The organism is Bradyrhizobium sp. Cp5.3 (assembly GCF_000426265.1).
Lineage (GTDB): Bacteria > Pseudomonadota > Alphaproteobacteria > Rhizobiales > Xanthobacteraceae > Bradyrhizobium > Bradyrhizobium neotropicale.
On record NZ_AUFA01000033.1, the window covers coordinates 62398 to 77833 of the forward strand.

General features: G+C 59.8%; 16 protein-coding genes and 2 pseudogenes. 11 read left to right on the forward strand and 7 right to left on the reverse strand.

All coding sequences use genetic code 11. From position 1 onward, the window contains the following. Positions 1 to 233: 233 nt before the first annotated feature. Positions 234 to 1613: a DUF5623 domain-containing protein gene (locus K289_RS0131290; protein ID WP_245284051.1), complete on the forward strand. Its 1380-nt coding sequence runs from the start codon at positions 234 to 236 to the stop codon at positions 1611 to 1613. Between the two features lie 133 nt (positions 1614 to 1746). On the opposite strand, the gene K289_RS0131295 is transcribed toward K289_RS0131290, so the two are convergent. The 3 genes and pseudogenes from K289_RS0131295 to K289_RS0131305 all read right to left on the reverse strand — a co-directional run bounded on the left by K289_RS0131295 (position 1747) and on the right by K289_RS0131305 (position 4997). Beyond that, positions 1747 to 2640, reverse strand: coding sequence for a 3'-5' exonuclease (locus K289_RS0131295; RefSeq protein WP_027555088.1), 894 nt, complete (start codon positions 2638 to 2640; stop codon positions 1747 to 1749). A gap of 262 nt (positions 2641 to 2902) precedes the next feature. Then, positions 2903 to 4004: pseudogene (dinB, locus tag K289_RS45785) on the reverse strand (DNA polymerase IV). 264 nt (positions 4005 to 4268) lie between these two features. Then, on the reverse strand, positions 4269 to 4997 hold the full coding sequence (locus tag K289_RS0131305) for an SOS response-associated peptidase (RefSeq protein ID WP_027555089.1): 729 nt from the start codon (positions 4995 to 4997) through the stop codon (positions 4269 to 4271). Positions 4998 to 5293: 296 nt separating this feature from the next. Between K289_RS0131305 and K289_RS45790 the strand changes: the two genes are divergently transcribed. From K289_RS45790 to K289_RS0131335, 6 genes and pseudogenes are all read left to right on the forward strand, one after another. Continuing rightward, on the forward strand, positions 5294 to 5887 hold the full coding sequence (locus K289_RS45790; protein WP_245284052.1) for a hypothetical protein: 594 nt from the start codon (positions 5294 to 5296) through the stop codon (positions 5885 to 5887). Between the two features lie 154 nt (positions 5888 to 6041). Further along, complete coding sequence (locus tag K289_RS49220; protein WP_371260882.1) at positions 6042 to 6428, forward strand: thermonuclease family protein; 387 nt, start codon at positions 6042 to 6044, stop codon at positions 6426 to 6428. Positions 6429 to 6565: 137 nt separating this feature from the next. Then, positions 6566 to 6748: a hypothetical protein gene (locus K289_RS0131315; RefSeq protein WP_027555090.1), complete on the forward strand. Its 183-nt coding sequence runs from the start codon at positions 6566 to 6568 to the stop codon at positions 6746 to 6748. 359 nt (positions 6749 to 7107) lie between these two features. Next, positions 7108 to 7329, forward strand: coding sequence for a hypothetical protein (locus K289_RS0131320; protein WP_027555091.1), 222 nt, complete (start codon positions 7108 to 7110; stop codon positions 7327 to 7329). A 225-nt stretch (positions 7330 to 7554) separates the two neighbouring features. Then, a pseudogene (locus K289_RS49225) lies at positions 7555 to 8050 on the forward strand (methylase); the annotation flags it as partial. 406 nt (positions 8051 to 8456) lie between these two features. Beyond that, positions 8457 to 8753 (forward strand): hypothetical protein, encoded by a 297-nt coding sequence (locus K289_RS0131335; protein WP_027555094.1) that lies wholly within the window; start codon positions 8457 to 8459, stop codon positions 8751 to 8753. Positions 8754 to 9264: 511 nt separating this feature from the next. Here the strand turns inward: K289_RS0131335 and K289_RS45795 are convergent. The 3 genes from K289_RS45795 to K289_RS0131355 all read right to left on the reverse strand — a co-directional run bounded on the left by K289_RS45795 (position 9265) and on the right by K289_RS0131355 (position 11234). Next, positions 9265 to 9564 carry a hypothetical protein gene (locus tag K289_RS45795; RefSeq protein ID WP_035686466.1) on the reverse strand — a complete coding sequence of 100 codons (300 nt, stop codon included), beginning with the start codon at positions 9562 to 9564 and terminating at the stop codon, positions 9265 to 9267. A gap of 285 nt (positions 9565 to 9849) precedes the next feature. Next, positions 9850 to 10608, reverse strand: coding sequence for a hypothetical protein (locus K289_RS0131350; RefSeq protein ID WP_035686468.1), 759 nt, complete (start codon positions 10606 to 10608; stop codon positions 9850 to 9852). A gap of 218 nt (positions 10609 to 10826) precedes the next feature. Then, positions 10827 to 11234 (reverse strand): hypothetical protein, encoded by a 408-nt coding sequence (locus K289_RS0131355; RefSeq protein WP_027555098.1) that lies wholly within the window; start codon positions 11232 to 11234, stop codon positions 10827 to 10829. A 419-nt stretch (positions 11235 to 11653) separates the two neighbouring features. Here K289_RS0131355 and K289_RS51815 point away from each other — a divergent pair, with 419 nt between their 5' ends. Continuing rightward, entirely contained in the window at positions 11654 to 11803 is a 150-nt protein-coding gene (locus K289_RS51815) for a hypothetical protein (protein ID WP_198024806.1), read from the forward strand. A gap of 917 nt (positions 11804 to 12720) precedes the next feature. On the opposite strand, the gene K289_RS0131375 is transcribed toward K289_RS51815, so the two are convergent. Beyond that, complete coding sequence (locus tag K289_RS0131375; protein WP_027555102.1) at positions 12721 to 13086, reverse strand: hypothetical protein; 366 nt, start codon at positions 13084 to 13086, stop codon at positions 12721 to 12723. A gap of 597 nt (positions 13087 to 13683) precedes the next feature. Here K289_RS0131375 and K289_RS45800 point away from each other — a divergent pair. From K289_RS45800 to K289_RS0131390, 3 genes are all read left to right on the forward strand, one after another. Continuing rightward, complete coding sequence (locus K289_RS45800; RefSeq protein ID WP_035686471.1) at positions 13684 to 14070, forward strand: hypothetical protein; 387 nt, start codon at positions 13684 to 13686, stop codon at positions 14068 to 14070. Next, entirely contained in the window at positions 14067 to 14702 is a 636-nt protein-coding gene (locus K289_RS45805) for a DUF6036 family nucleotidyltransferase (RefSeq protein WP_051311003.1), read from the forward strand. Before K289_RS45800 ends, K289_RS45805 begins: the two co-directional genes overlap by 4 nt. Positions 14703 to 15179: 477 nt before the next feature. Further along, the coding region (locus tag K289_RS0131390) for a transposase (RefSeq protein WP_198024807.1) at positions 15180 to 15436 on the forward strand (257 nt) is incomplete at its 3' end.

A 15436-nucleotide genomic window follows, 5' to 3' on the forward strand; every position in this document is an offset into this window, starting at 1 on the left:
TCACTCCAAAGAGGTAATAAAGTAGCGGCAACCCGAAGTTTCCCCGTATCCTGCGGTATCCTTTCGCGAACGTCTCGGTCGTGGTATGTTTCGAGTCGGCTCCCGGCAGGAGCCTGCCGCCCGTCGTAGCGAAGCCGTTGAGGCGCTGTCCAGATCAATCGTTCCCGCCATGTCATGTCGGGCTCGAGAGGTGGTTGACGGGCGACGCTTCGCTAAGGGCCGGGAGACCTGACGTGTCGAACGATCATATTCGTCCGTCCTCTATCGAGGGCATCAAACAACTCGCCAAGCGATTCAAGAAGTCTGATGGCATTCAGCATGCCGTCGCCTTGGACAAGGCATCAAAGGCGGCCGGCTTCGAAAACTATAAGCATGCGCTGCGCAAGCTTGCGGGCGGCCTTGCAGCCCCTGGGGCATCGCCCGTGCTGTACATATCCGTTTCTTGGCGGGATCGTATGACCAAGGCAACGGGCTGCGAGATCCTGAAAATGCCCCTCGGCAAGACCCTCGACGCGCTTCTTAAGCCGGCGCAATACAAGGCATCGCGGGGGCTGGGTACGATGCGCCGCGAAGGTCCTGATCATCTTGGAGACACGTACACTGCGTCGTCGCAGAAGGCGGCGCGGGAGGCCGCGTGCGAGGCTGCCAGGACCATTCAGTTTATTGAGGCGACCAGACTCGTTCCGTCAAAAGCGAAGCGATCTTTCCCGCGAGGGCAATTCCAGAATCGGATGCCGGGCTCGGACCACGACGCAGCGTGGTTCGATCCCGCAGCAAAGACCTTTATCCGCACAAATGAGCCTTACGCCCGCAGCAGCGTTAGTCCCGAGCAGCATGCATGGGCTGAGCGACTTGGTTGGGCGGTCGCGGTTTCGCCTTGGAAGGGAATGTATCGGCCTGACGGCGGGACATCGCTCTTTCTTTTGGCCGATATGTCCAAGGGGTATTTGCTGGAGCAAATGATCTCGCGGTTGGCGGAGGCACCGGCTCCCATCGTGGCGTCGGCCTGGGATGGAGAGTCGAGGCCGATCGTGCCCGCTTTTGTCAGTCCGGGTCAGTTGGCGGAGATCGAGGCAAAGGTGCCCGAGGTCAAGATGGCTGGCGAGCGGCGCGGCTCCAACAACTCTGTTGCATATAGCATGGTTCTTTCGGGCGCGCGGCGCCGGCCGAAGTCCCGCATGCCGATTGAGGGACACAAATTGGTCGGACGACTGCTGAAGTCGATCCTGATCGGGACGAGGGCACGCGCTGGCGTTCACCGACGCGTCGACGCGATCCGCTGCGAGCTCGATAACTGGGTCCAGTGTGAATATAAACGCGACGAGCTTTCGGACGACGTGTTTTTCGATCTCTACTATCACGAGCTTCCTGAAGAGGACGCACTCGCTGCGGTACCCACAAGCTGGGATCGGCACATTGTGAACCTTGATGAGGTTAAGGCTACACTCGTCCGATACTATCCCGAGTGCCCACCGCTGCGCCAATTGTTGAAGAAAGCCGATTTGGCGATCAGATCTCTTCGCACTTGGAATGTCGCCCCAACACATACACGAAGAGTGGATCGTTCGGACATCCATCGAAATCGGGATCCCGACGATGGTGGGCGCCTCTGACCGAACAACGAGCGTCGCCTTTGGATGAAATGGCAAAGCGCAGGTGTTTGATCCGGCGTTTTGTCCCCAGTCATCTTCAACTGCCCTGCTGCAGATTTCGCCGAGATTTTTGCAGCGGGCGCACCGCGCTCTTCTAGACCCTGACGGAAAAGCGGTTGAATGCAGTCAAGCTCTGAATGCGCAGTTCCAGTTCCCGCTGATAGATCAACTTTTGCAAGAACTCGATTTCCGCGTCTTGATCGCTTTCGTCGACATCGATGTACCAGGACTTCGGCCGTCCATCGGTACCGTCACTCCAGCGATATCCGCGTCGCTTGAGTTCATCCTTCAGCTCGAACGGCGACTGTTCGGCCCAGATCCTGATGGTCTTGCGCCGCGCGCGCTCCAGCAGAGCGGAAAGAACAGTCCGATTGTGATGGGGGAGCTGCAAGGCCAGGATCTCGAGGAGCGCGAGGCAGTCATCGACGGCGCGATGAGCCTCATGAAACAGGCCCGCCTTCATCAGCAGATACGGCAGTCGCGAGCCTTCGAAGCCGTGATTGCGCCATTCAATCTCACTGACCGAACACGCCCACGCTTGATGTTCAAACGACGGACAGTAACGCTCCATGAACTTGCGATCGAAAGCGGCATTGTGGGCAATGACGACAACGGCATCTGCCGCGAAGGCCGCAACGCGACCCGGGTCAAGGCTGTGCCCATCGACCATCTCGTCGGTAATCCCGGTGAGAGCCGTAACCTCCGCGGGGATGGGCACCGATGGCTGGTTGAAGCAGCCGAAGGTATCGAGGACTCGGGTGACCCGGCCGTCCGGGAGATAGGCGAACTTGACCATTCCGAGCTCGATGATCTGATCGCAGGTCGGATTGAGGCCAGTCGTCTCGACATCCAGCAGGAGAGCAGTCTTGGCTGCTTCGCCGTTGCTCGCGGCGAATTCTGACCGCGGAACGAGCCGGCGCAAGACCCGATAATCGGGCGATTGCTCGAGCGCGGCCGCCATTTCGGCCAGGGTTAGGGGATCGGTCATGTTCCCGGTCAATAGATGAAGCCGCGCTCCGTGCGCGCCTGACTGCATTCTATCGGATGCGATCGGGCGAGGCATCGGTGCCTGTGGACAGCTCTCCGCCGGTTACGTCTTGCAGCTGACGGTCGGGTGGGAATAATCCGTCGGCCAAGGGGGCATCTGCGACCAGTCAGCGAGGGCGCTCGAGGAACAGCGCAGGTCGAAGAAGCCCGTTGGGAGAAGGAGAAAGCCCGGCTGGAGGTCGCGAGCGCAAGGATAGTCCTGTTCAAATCCCGAAATCCAGTTGCGGCTCTGTGTCGATTTCCCCTTGCAGAGAAGACAGCGACACCCCTAGCAGGCGCACCGCCTTTGGAAGGGGCATGTTGTCCTCCAGCAGGCCAATCGCCAGATGTGCGAGCTCATCGCGGTTCGCGATAGCCGAAGAAACGGATCGGCTGCGCGTGATGATCTCGAAGTCGGCAAACTTCACTTTGAGCGTCACCGTTCGTCCCCGGGTGCCTGCCGACTCGCAGTGCCGCCAGACCTTGTCGATCAACGGTTCGAGCTCTGCCACCATGGCTTCAAATTCGGTTAGATCGATCGAGAATGTATTTTCGGCGCCAACCGACTTTCGGATCCGGTTGGCTCGAACAGGCCGTTCGTCGACGCCGCGCGAGATCCAGTAGTAGTAGGTCCCGGACTTGCCGAAGTTCTCCTGGAGGAAGGCGAGGGTCTGGTTGCGGATGTCGAGGCCGGTCCAGATTCCGAAGGCGTTGAATTTGGCGGCGGTCGCCGGCCCGATGCCGTGAAACTTCCCGACCGGCAGCGTCTCGAAAGGCCGGTCCCATCTCCGGCGAGATGACATACTGACCGTTCGGTTTGCGGTGATCGGAGGCGAGCTTCGCCAAAAACTTGTTGTAGGAGATGCCCGCCGAGGCGTTCAGGCCTGTCTCAGCCTTGATCTTCTCGCGGATCCGTAGCGCGACGTCTCTGGCCAGCGGGATGCCCTGCAAATTCTCGGTGACGTCCAGGTAGGCCTCATCGAGCGATAGTGGCTCGATGATCGGCGTGTGCTCGGCGAAGATCTCGCGGATCTGCCGGCTGATCGCCTTGTAGACCTCGAAGCGCGGCTTGACGAAGATCAGGTCGGGACACTGCCGCTTCGCGGTGACCGAGGCCATGGCGGAGCGAACGCCGAATTTGCGGGCTTCGTAGCTCGCGGCGGCGACGACGCCCCTCTCTGCCGAACCACCTACCGCGACCGGCTTCCCGCGCAGGTCGGGGTTATCCCGCTGCTCGACGGACGCGTAGAAAGCGTCCATGTCGATATGGATGATCTTGCGGTGGAGCGCGGTCGAGATGCCATGTTCCAGATCGGGAGAGACCATGCGCGGATTGTACAGGGGTCCGCAAGCCAAGTCGCGGCGAAGTCAGCCTCAATCTTCCGACGGGCATTCAGGGCAGGTGTCGCCGATCGAGTCGAGTACCTCGCCGATCGCTCGGGCGGCCGCTTGCGACGAAACTCCGGGAGATCGTTCCTGGCGGGACGAATCCGCCCGCCTCGTATCTGTTCCGGGCGGTTAGCACAGGGCAGGGATTCGCAATCGTGGTGGCCGCGGCTTTTCCACCTGTTCCGCCGCCTTGTGCACGTGCTACGCCGCCAGTGCGGGGTCTTCCTTCTCGCCGCTTGCGACGATTTTCAACGTCCCATCCGGAAGGGGACGCTGCAGCACCTTGGCCTCGTCCCAGGGGGCGCGCAGCCAGGTGTCGTACTCCTCGGCCGTCGTCAAAATGGCCGGCATTGCCTTCGGGTGGACCCGCTTGACCTCTTCGTTGGGATCGCAAGTGAGAAAGCCATAGACATCGGCGGTGACTTCACCTTCCTTGGCCTTGCGCACGCTCGTCCAGTTCGTCCAGAGGCCGGCGAAGGCGAGTAGCGGTCGGCTCTCGTCGGGCGCGAACCAGACGGGCACCTTCTTGCCGTCGATGGTGTCGTACTCGCTGAACGACGTGAACGGTACCAGACAGCGATGGGCTGGATCGAGCCATCGTTTCCAATGCGCGCTGTTGACGTTGCGGATGTTGGTTGTGCCGCTGTCCGGCTCCACCCGCAGGAGTTCCTTGAAGTCGACAGTCTTGCCCTTGGCCTCAAGCTTCTGCGCTCGCTTCTTCGTGGCGTCCATGAGTGCCCGCTGCGACGACGGCATGCCCCAGCGCGCCATGGCGATCTCAGTCCCAGCCGGTGCGTTGCGGACGATCGGTGCCGGGTAGTCCGGGAAGATACCTGGCATCGACGGCAAGTTACCAACCCTGCTGTTGAGTGCGCCGAACAGCCGCCGGATCGCGTCCACGTTCTTGGTCATCGAATAGAGATTGCACATTCAGGGTTCGCTCTCGGTCATCTAGCATAAACTGGATCGCCATATCGGTGCCTGTTCGTCCGCCACAAAGTAATGTGCGGATGTTTCATCGTCACCTCAGTGCATGGCATCTAACCCGTGTAAGTCCGAAAGCGCCCGCGCGTGTATGCGTGCGAGACGGCCTTCTTCAACTCCGAGATCTCCGATTCCAGGAAATTGTTCGCAACGACCAGCGCGCGAATAGCTGCACGCAGATCGCCGCAGCCCCTCGTCGTGTTCGTTCGGCTTCGAGACCGACGACATGGCGCCGTTCCAGGTTGACCGTCGATGTGACATGTTCTTATTTTGTTCTCATGGAGTCAAGCCGCCGTTTCAAGCCGCCCTGGACGTTGGTCCGGGAAAATTCCGAGTGCTATGTGGTCAGGGATGCCAACGGTGTAACCCTGGCGTGGCTCTATTGCCGCGACGACGCGCAGCGCTACAGCTTCGGCGTTGGCAAGCTCTCCTCGGATGAAGCGCGCCGGATCGGCAAGGCGATCGCGCGCATTCCGGAATTCCTGATGCCCCGCCAAGGCTTTTATCCGCGCGGCGGCGGATCGCGCTGGCGCGCCGACCGGCCATATCATGTGGCGCTCGAGGACCGTTATATCCGCGAGCACTGGGATGAGATCTACGCTCTATGCAAGCTCAACAGCCTGCCGTTCAACGCAACTGGCGAAGTCATGAAGAGCGACGGCGTGTGGAGGGTCTATGAGTTTACTTGGCAGATGGATGCGATCTTGTTTTGGGACCGCTTCGAGGGACGTTGGCTTCGAGGTAGTGAGTTTCACTATCCTGAGCGGCCAGAGAACTTGCCGATACTGAAGCCACTTGAGAACTGGCCGAAATCCAATCCCCGAAACCTACGGTAATCGCTGGTACCCAACGCCATGAATAAACTCCGAGTCTTTATATTGATGCTCCTGCTGTTATCGAGCGGCACTGGCCGACAATTTTGTCGGTCAGGCCAGCATCATTGACGGCGACACGCTGGAAATTCACGGAACGCGGATCCGCCTTTGGGGCGTGGATGCTCCGGAAAGCACTCAGCTGTGTCGCGGTGAGGACAGTTTACAGTACCGCTGTGGGTCTCAGGCGGCGAACGACCTCGACGCCTTCATTGCCCGCCGTCCCGTCAATTGTGTCCCACTCAGCCTCGATCCATATGGCCGCACGGTTGCGACCTGTTCGGTCGGTGGCGCGGATCTTGGGGAATGGCTTGTGCACAACGGTCTTGCGTTGGATTGGCCCCAATACTCGAAGGGTAGATATCACGAAGCCCAGCGCGACGCTGAGCGCGCCGGCCGGGGACTTTGGAAGGGCAGCTACGTCGAGCCCTGGCTCTATCGTTCATGCATCCGCGCGAGCGGGAAGCCGTCCGCCTGTTCGGACGATGCAAATGCCCATCCTTGATGGCCTCAACTGCGAGGCATTTCAATCCACAACGTGTGATGGCCGATTACCGGACTTACGCAGGTGGCTCTAGCGAGGTTCGGGCGACTCACGCTAACCCATCATTCTCAATGACCTCACTGCACAATGGGAATGAAATGGTTGCAGCCAACCGTGAACTGCCGGCCTCTGGTTACGCGCTTGAAGTGGACGGCCGACTCAAAGCCGAATTTGCAACCAGAGACGGCGCCAGAGCAGGTGGAGAAGAACTAAAGAAACGTTTTCCCATGCTTCAGATCAGGATCTATGACGCGCAGACGAATGCGCGCGAGGAAATCTAGATTTCCGACTGGCGGATTCTTCCGTTTGGGCGCGTGCGGCTTCCGCCGCATCGGGCTCTCGTAAACCGAGTCGCTTTGCGTCTCGGCCGTGCGGCGCCGATCCCTCGCGCAAAGGGATACGGAGCTCCTCGCCGGGGGCACTCGGGAAAGGGGCTCGCCTTCGGCGATCGCTATCACTGCCCCTGTCCCGGGTGCCGCTGTTAACCGGTCTCGTCGCTGCACTCGGACCCGCGTGCCCCTTCGGGTCGCTATGCTCACGCTCTCCGGGTGCCATTTCAGTCGGGCGATGCGCGTTCGCGCACGCCTGATCAGGGCCTGCGGCCCCAGCCACTCAAGTCAAAATCCCTTAAAGAAATGGGATGGAAGGCAGATCGCAGTTTCCGTGCAGCGCAGAAAATGCACGCTTAGATGCCGCGATACTCGCTTACGATTTTTGCGTGGCCCAGTTGAGCTTCGACCCACGTTGGGTAACGCTCCCGCCGGGCGTCGACGGAGGCTACGCCGGCTTCCGTGACCTCGGTTTCGAAAACAAGGGGGCGATCTGGATCGCATCCGAGATCGAGACCCACGAACACGGTTGAGATGACGATATTCGGACCTATCGGCGTCCTCGCGACAACACGGTCGGCTGATTCATACCATTGTTGCCACGAGACCGGGTCCGTGCGCTTGGGCTCGTGTCCATCCAAAATGTAATGGCTCATCGCAGCCGACATAGCCGACCGTGCCAACCAGTGCCAGCCGTTTCGGGCTTCGTCCGATCCGGGATGCGAAGGCACGACTGAGTTTCCCGATAGCGCGACAGCATCTACGACGTGTACGCCGATGCGTTCAGCATCATCCACAACAACCTCGACGCCACGATGCGGGCCGCCAACATCACCGGCGAGACCGGAACGCTGAACGGGCAGGCCAAATCCGCGGCGCGATCCGCCTTGCGCGAAGCAGCGCTTCTTCGGGCACTTGCTGACCTCGATGAAGACGCCGTCGCTGATCCGCTCGATCGAGCGCGATCTTGAGGTTGGACACGCCGCTGTCATCCAGATCGTCTCGACAGGCGAGGCGTTGATGGAGCGCCGTCTCGCCGAGATCCCGACTGAGGAGTGGGTCGACGTCCGGGTCGACATCACTCCGCGCGAGTACGTGCTCGACTATCTCGCCCATTCCTTCCCGGTCCAGCTCTATGAGCGCTTCACCGACCAGGAGGGCAATCTCTGCTCCCGGCCTGTCTATCGCGACGGTCAACCGGTCGAGAGCCGGGAGGCAGTCGCCCGCCGCGACCGCTTGATCGAGAACCTCGCTTTCCCAGCTCGTGGAGTCGTGAAATTGTTCGGCCGAGCGCTATCAGCTCGGAATCACCCAGCGCCGCAGGCGTCGCCACCGGTGCGGCTGCAGCCGCCAGGAGGGCCGAAGATAGCCCGGTCAGAAACGCCCGCCGGTGGGCTCCTGAGCCGTCGATAGATGAGGACGAGTTTATTGCTGGCGTGCTAAGCACGCTGCCAGCCGTGGTCATGGTGCACTCCGTGAACATGGTCAGGGCCATCGTGCTGTTCGCGCAGCGCGGTGGCCCGCTTTAGGTGAGAGCTGAAGAATTCTCGCCGGCCTTGCCCGTTGGCCTGCGCATCATCACGCTACACGTGTTTTCGTGCAGATTTCAACGCTGAATTAAATTCGGATTCCGGAACTACATTCCTGTGAGATCACCCCAATGACGACGCGACTACCGCTGCAGCCAAAGCTTGATCCTTATCGGGGCTCGAAGGACAGATTGCGCCGCAAGGCTGCTGAGCACAACGCCATGGCAACGAGGGTCGTCTACCACCTCAACAGACTGATCGCCGACAACCCAAACGACCAGCAACAGTATCTTTGGTACGAGGTGGCGCGCGCCCTCGGACTGACTGTGGAAGAGGTTGGGTCGGCAGTGATGTACGGTGGTCACAACGGAATCACGGTCGGAGTAACCGAGGAAGGGCGCCGGGCGTTGGCCAGCTACAAGAAGTAGCGCGCAATGACGTAGGGCTCCGGCCGATCAACTCTCCGCTCGACCTGATAGTGAATGATGGGGCGACAAGGCGCCCTGACGGGCAACCACCTTGCCGCCCCGGCTAGACACCGGGGCTGAGACGTGCCTAGCGAACGAAGTAACCGGCGACCATAACCGCCAGCATCCCGACCGTTACCGCTACAGAAAAACTGGCTGCTTGGCGCCCTTGACGATAGCGCCGACCAATCCGTTTGCAAACACAGGAAGCGCGAGCAGGCAGGCGGCGAATAGCAATCATTGCGGCGGCCCGGTCAAAGCAAAACCCTCCACACGAAGGGCGGGGCCGCTGTCTTCTGTATGTACTCGGAAAGCTCTAGCAGATTGAGTTCAGCACTGAGACAGCCACAAGGGTCATCCGAGCGAACTTCCACCCTGAAGGCACCGTCGCCCATCCAAACGACCCTCTCCTCCCATTTGTTGCCGTGGAGGTCGATATCTTCGCGGCTTGCTATGATCATGCAGCGGTTTCTTACATATGCCGTGCGAAGCACGGTTGCGTGCGATCGTAGTCGACATCCATCTTGGTGCCCTGAATCGATGCCCTCTTGCAGCGTCGGTAGACCGGGCGTACCGCTGAAGCTGAAGTGAAGATCAAAAAGAACTCCCTGAGTGTTGGCGGGACGTGCTCAAGCAAGGCACCATCGTCGCCCGTGTTCAGCACGAGGCAATTGCCACTGCGGATGCCGTCAACCGTCATGTAGTTTGCTTCGAGCGGAGGATTGAATTGGACACGACGGGCGGCCCCGTCATTTGCAGTGTCAATGACCACGAATAGAGCCTCGGAATATGATCTCTCGGAGAGCGGCAAAGTTTGTCGACCTTGGCTCCGACAAACTCAGTACGCAACGAACGAACATTGCTTCTCGCCTCAGCGAGTCGTCTCGGCCTTCAGATCTGGTGCGTTACGCATGACCGTGACGCTGGGCCGAATATGCGCCTGTGATTCCCACGTGGGTTACCGCATAGTAACCGTAAGGCCATCTCAGTATCGATCAATGCAATGAGCCGCGCATTCGCGCTTAAATCCCGCGTTTGGTCGCCCCTCTTCGACGGATCATGATGCGCAGTGGTCGATGAAGTGAGGCAGCGACCAGGAGCGCCTCGCTCTTTCGGCGCTGCCGGCCGTCGCGGAGCCGGCCGCGGGCGTGGCGGATCTCCGGCGCTCCGACCCGCTTGCCCGCGAGGATACGCTGCTCGAGCTCCTGGCGAAGATCGTCCGGCACGGATGGTGATGCCAGCTCGACCAGCGCCGCCCAGGAAAGCCGAGCGGCGATCTCGCGTCGGCCATCGTACATGCGGGCCACGCGCATCGCCTCGCCGGCCGATTGCTGATCAGTCGCGAATTGCAGGCGGGCTTGGCCCCGAACTTGCCAGTGGACGTCGCCGCCTTCAATTGAAGGAGCTTGTTTCCGAGCTGCAACTTCGCCTCAACCTCAGGGATGCGCGTGATCGATCGCGGCGGCTTCGGCGGGAGCTTGACCGGCGTTGGCTGGAGTTTACTCTCGGTCAGCGGATCGAGCATCGGTGCTAGGCGCTCGACGAGAATCACGTAAAGCACGCTCCAAAGGTGGTGCCGCCGGAGCCGGCATGCAGTGGCGAGTTCGCGCAGCGCGCCAAGGACCAACGAATCCCAGGCCTCCAAAAACGGAAGCCCGGGCGAGGTCCACTGCCGATGGAAACAGCACATCGCGTTCACTGCGGTGATGACGTGTCGGTTCAGGTGCGACCGGTTGGCCGGATGAGTCTCTGTGAGGACGCGCAGCGTCAGCACCATGTGCTCGGCACCATGCGTCCGGATCAGATGCTCGATCACCTTAACGCTTGACGTCTCCATTTCGCCCACGCCGGTGCCGGGCTTTGGACGTACCCCGAATTGCCGGCACAGCCGGCGCGCTGACACTCTCATCATGCTGCCCATCATGTTTCGCGAGCCCGCCGACGCCTGTGCTTCACCCGACCGGCGCCGGACCGGAGCGGCGACAACGTGCTGTCGCCTCAGGACTGGCGGGGCACGTCAACCCGCCAATTACGTCATCTCAGCACCTCGAACGGATCGATCGGCGGCTGGTCGCTCGGCGGCGTGACCGATCCATCGCACACGTCGCCATGGCCCTGCACGACAACCGCACCGCCAGCGTCGAGACCAAGCTTCCCGCCGCTCTTGACCTCGACGTTGCCGCTACCCTTGATGCCGACGTCACCGCTCGCCACCAGCGTGAACGTCTGGCAATCGTACTGGATGGTCTTTGCGGTCACCTTGATGTTGCCGGCGCCGTCCGGAAGATAGGTCGCCCCGCTGCCATCGGTGACAGTGAGCGAGCCGTCCTTCTTGAAGTAGATTTGCTGCCCGGTTCCGCCTTGGCCGCCCTGCCCGGCGTCTGGAGTCGGGCCGCCGCTCTGCTGGAATTTGGTCGAGATGATGATCTCGCCCGACTGCACCTCTGGAGGCGTGTCCGGGTCGCAATGGAGACGCGCTGGACGATCTTGCCGGACTCGCAATCGCCTTTTTATTTGGAGGCACGTATGCGCTTGGGCCCTGCCTGACGGGACATCCATCGCGATGGCGCTCTCGGAGCGTCGCGTGCGGGAGACGACGAGACCGTGTCGTTTGAGGAAGCGAGGCCCGGAAACAGAGGCGAGTCAGAACCGGGCCTCGCGACCGCCGGTCCACCTCGCGGGGAAGGAACGGCGAGCGGGAAGGATATTGCTTATTGACGCGTGAATACTGCAAACCGATCCGTCAGCGAGCAGCTTTCCAGCATCGCTGCCGGTGATGGTGCGCAGTCTCGATAGCCCAGCAAGCGCAAGGCATCGTTGAGGAGGCCGAGGCGCGGGCCAGGCGCGGCGGCTCGCGGACATTGGCCGAGCACGCGCTCGACCTCGAGGCGCGGCACGTCGGCGAGACGATCCTTGAGCAATCGCAAGATCTCGACGGATCGACCATACAGACAATCAGCCTTCCGGACGGCAGCGGGACCGTTCGCGGCCTTCCGCGCGAAACCCGCTAGGAGCGCGCCAATGGCACCGAGATATCCCTGGGGCGACAAGTCGCGGCGGTGCATTCATTGCGGACAGGTTGGGCCGCGCGTCGTCGTCCTCGGCGGCTACGCACACCGCCGCTGCATCCCAAAGCCTAGCACGTGCCGATCACGCGGAAGGGTCCGACACGGATCTTCTTATGGTGAGCCTCGACAAGGACACCCGTCACGTTTCTGTCGGTCATCTTTCGCTTTTTTGTATCCATGGCGTCAACTGCAACAGGATGCCCGCGACGGCGACTTATTCGTCTGCCACTTGGCGCGGGAGGCGAAGCCGCTCATCGGCCCAGACAATTACCTCGTGAAGCTTCAATCGGCTTTCCAATTCCGCCCGAGCTATCAAGGCGAGATTAATCGAGCCACAGACTTCGGGATGTATCTCGCCCGGTTCGGTCATGAACTCAACTCGATCCTATGACTAGGCGTGCGCTGTGGTGCATCCGCACGATCCTCATCGCTCGAAGTGCTGAACGGCGCGATCCCGTTTTCGCGCCGCAGCTGCTTGCTGAGCATACGCAATCGACTGCGGCCCGCGACCTTTTGACTAACCGGCATATCCATCGCGAAAGCGCCGCGGTCCGACAACGTCTGCGCAGCTTTCTCGAAGACGAGATACACTCGAATGGAGCCCTTGAGACAGCGGACCGCGCGCATTTCATCGAGAGGTTTGAGGCCACCTCAAACAAGGTAGCGTTGCAGACGCTACGGCAAGAGCACGAAAGCCGAGCGGGCTATTTTGCATGAAGCAACTCATCGAGAGCGCATGAAGATGCTAGCTGGTTTTTCCCGCTGGATTGCTCATCGGAGGGAGAGGCGTCAATATTGACAAGCTTAAGAATTCTACCCAGTTAGCTGCGACAAATCTCAAGAGTGGCGCGTCAGGTCAATCAGGTGTGCGCAGCACTTCTTGAATTTTTACCGCTGTTGCAGAAGCACGGCGAATTGACTTTCGTGCTGGACGCGAGATCGATTAGAACTTGGGCTTGTGCATTGCGAGCATTTTCCCATAGCGCTTTCAACGTGCTGCGTTTCATTCGAATTTCGGCGCCGTTTGAATGTTCTTCCAACGAGTGCTGAAGAGGATCGCTTGCTGCGATCCAGTGTTCGGCACTTGCGAACACACCCAAACTTCTCTTTTCGTTGATGAGGCGTTTCTTGCCCTCAAAGTCGTACACGCGATTGGGGGCCGGCAAGAACAGTATCCTCGGCTCGCTCTTTGCGTGCGGCGTGATGTCGAAAAGCTCGCCATCCATGTCCCAGACGGCATGATGCTCCGCTTCAATGAAAACGCGCGGCCATTCCCAAATCGTCCATCCGCAAAGCAGTGCACCTCCGTCGCGCGCAACCCTGGCGGAAAAGTTGCTAAAGCGTTCGATGATGATCGCGCCAGGCTCAGGTCTGACGGGGGACCCACAGGTTGAAGGTGCGGGTTGAGTTCGCGGCAGAGGCGAAGGATGGGTGCCGAAACCTCCCGCGGGGAGCTAGTAAAGACTTTTTCGAAGATCTCAGTTCTAATGGCCGGCATGCGCCTCAATCCGGCGGTTCCGATCGGCTTTTTGGTTCTGGGATGAAAACCGTGTCTCCTGGGATTAGCCCATCTGCGGTGATTTAGCTACATTAACGCATTGATTTTAATAGATTTTTTATCGTGAAGATCTAGAAAATAGGCGATAGATGACGAAGTCAGTTTCGGTATCATTACACTCCTTTCGGCGATTGCCCCGTCCTGCTGGAACTGCTAGCTTGAACGGAAAGGGAACATACCCTGTCGTATGGGATTGGTGAGTAAGCTGGAATTTTACGGGTAGGTGCCTATTTTCCCGTTTTGAGGTAGGTATTGGTCGAGAGCCATGAGCATTCGGATCAACCGGGAATATGTGAACGACACCGCGAAGCTGATGATGCATCGGCTTATTGCGCGGCAGATCGGTCGCGACCCGTCGCTGGTCGAAAGGGCGAAGGATTCTTTGGCCCGTAGCTCGCAGCGTTACGAAGGCTACGATTTCGTTCGCGAATGGTCAGACGTCCTTGGCTTTCCTCCGTCTACGGTACGCCGTCGTTTGACAAGTCGCGACGAAGAGATGACGCGTCTGCGTCTGTCCTCGCCATTCGTTTTGGCGGAAGGTGTCAACTTCGAGGACCACGCTTTGCGACGTCGTATCTGGAAGGCGGCGAAGCGGATTGCTGAGAGATCCGTGATCCATCAGACCGCGGAGCTTCCGCGGATCGCCGCGTGACACAACGCTCGTTCGTTAGAACTATTGAAGACCTTGTCGAGACAGTCAGGGTGATAGCCAGGCTGTTCAAAACCGACAAGGTCTTCATCATCGGCAGTCAGAGTATCTTGCTCTCCTGGCCCGACGCGCCGGTCGTTCTACGCACCTCCGGCGAGATCGACGCTTATCCGGAGAACGCAAAGATCTGGGAAATTCAGCAAAAGGAGCTGGATCCAGACGACGATCCAGAGGCCTCAGAAGAAATCAACGCTCTCTATGGCGAGGGTTCTCAATTCCATAGGGAGCACGGCTTTTATATCGACGGTGTCGACGAGAATACAGCGAGGCTGCCAGAAGACTGGAATAAGCGCGCGATCACCAAGACGGTCGAAGTCGACGGTCGAAATGTCCTTGCCGTCGCACCATGTCCTGAGGACATTATCGTTTCCAAGCTCGCCCGCTTGTCCGAGAAGGACAAGGAGTTCGTGGAGGGCTATCACAAGGCGCGGCCATTCGATCGCGAGCTCGTTATCGAGCGCATCAAGGCGACCAAACTGGAGGCCGAACTTCAGGAGCGAGCCATAAACTTCCTACGCAGCCTCGCGGACGCGCCGAAGCCAGACGCTGCGCCAAGCGATACGCTCGGATCCTAACCATTGCTAGCGTTCTTTCTCCTCCGAGAGAAGTGCCTCGCTTGCAGACCATGTCGGTCGTCTTGACTAGTTGGTCCGCGCTCCTACCCCGGGTAGGTCACAGCCGCACTTGCTTATCAAGCCCTCGCAATCCTGCGGCGTGTACAACAGATCACCGGCAATCGGCGCTACGTGTTCGCTTGCGCCAAAGACGCACCGCTGTCCAGCGCGACGCTCTGTCATCGGCTGCGTGCGCTCGGCATCGACACTAAGACCCGAACATTGATGGCTTCCGCACTACGTTTTCGATTCTTTGCCACCATGAGGAGTTCAAGGAAGCCAAGGCATGGGATGGTGATGTCATCGAATTACAGTTGGCGCATCTCGAAAGTGGCTCGGTAAAGGCGATTTACAGTGAGCGTCATCCAGGGACCACGTGCTAAGGGCTGATCTGGTCGGTTAGGAAGATCTCGTGGAATGGTTAGTCACGAGGTCTGCATGTCAAAGGATAGTCGTAAGGATAGCGATAAGGATAGGCATACGCCTATCTTCGAAGACGGCGCCGACACGCTGCAGCGTGTCGAGATCATCACCGGGACCGGCCGGCGCCGGCGCTGGTCGACCGATGCGAAGGGGACGATTGTCGCGGAGAGTTTTGCGCCGGGTGCAAGCGTGTCCGCGGTGGCGCGGCGACATGACATCAGCCCAGGCCTGTTGTTTCTGTGGCGTCGTCAAACGACGCGGGCGAAGGTCGC

Excerpts from the sequence above, each read along its gene's own strand:
- K289_RS0131315 (WP_027555090.1), top strand. The coding sequence starts at position 6,566 with ATGGTTGCAGCCAACCGTGAACTGCCGGCCTCTGGTTACGCGCTTGAA.
- K289_RS0131335 (WP_027555094.1), top strand. The coding sequence starts at position 8,457 with ATGACGACGCGACTACCGCTGCAGCCAAAGCTTGATCCTTATCGGGGC.
- K289_RS0131375 (WP_027555102.1), bottom strand. The coding sequence starts at position 13,086 with ATGGATGGCGAGCTTTTCGACATCACGCCGCACGCAAAGAGCGAGCCG.
- K289_RS0131320 (WP_027555091.1), top strand. The coding sequence starts at position 7,108 with ATGGAAGGCAGATCGCAGTTTCCGTGCAGCGCAGAAAATGCACGCTTA.
- K289_RS0131305 (WP_027555089.1), bottom strand. The coding sequence starts at position 4,997 with ATGTGCAATCTCTATTCGATGACCAAGAACGTGGACGCGATCCGGCGG.
- K289_RS0131295 (WP_027555088.1), bottom strand. The coding sequence starts at position 2,640 with ATGACCGATCCCCTAACCCTGGCCGAAATGGCGGCCGCGCTCGAGCAA.
- K289_RS45800 (WP_035686471.1), top strand. The coding sequence starts at position 13,684 with ATGAGCATTCGGATCAACCGGGAATATGTGAACGACACCGCGAAGCTG.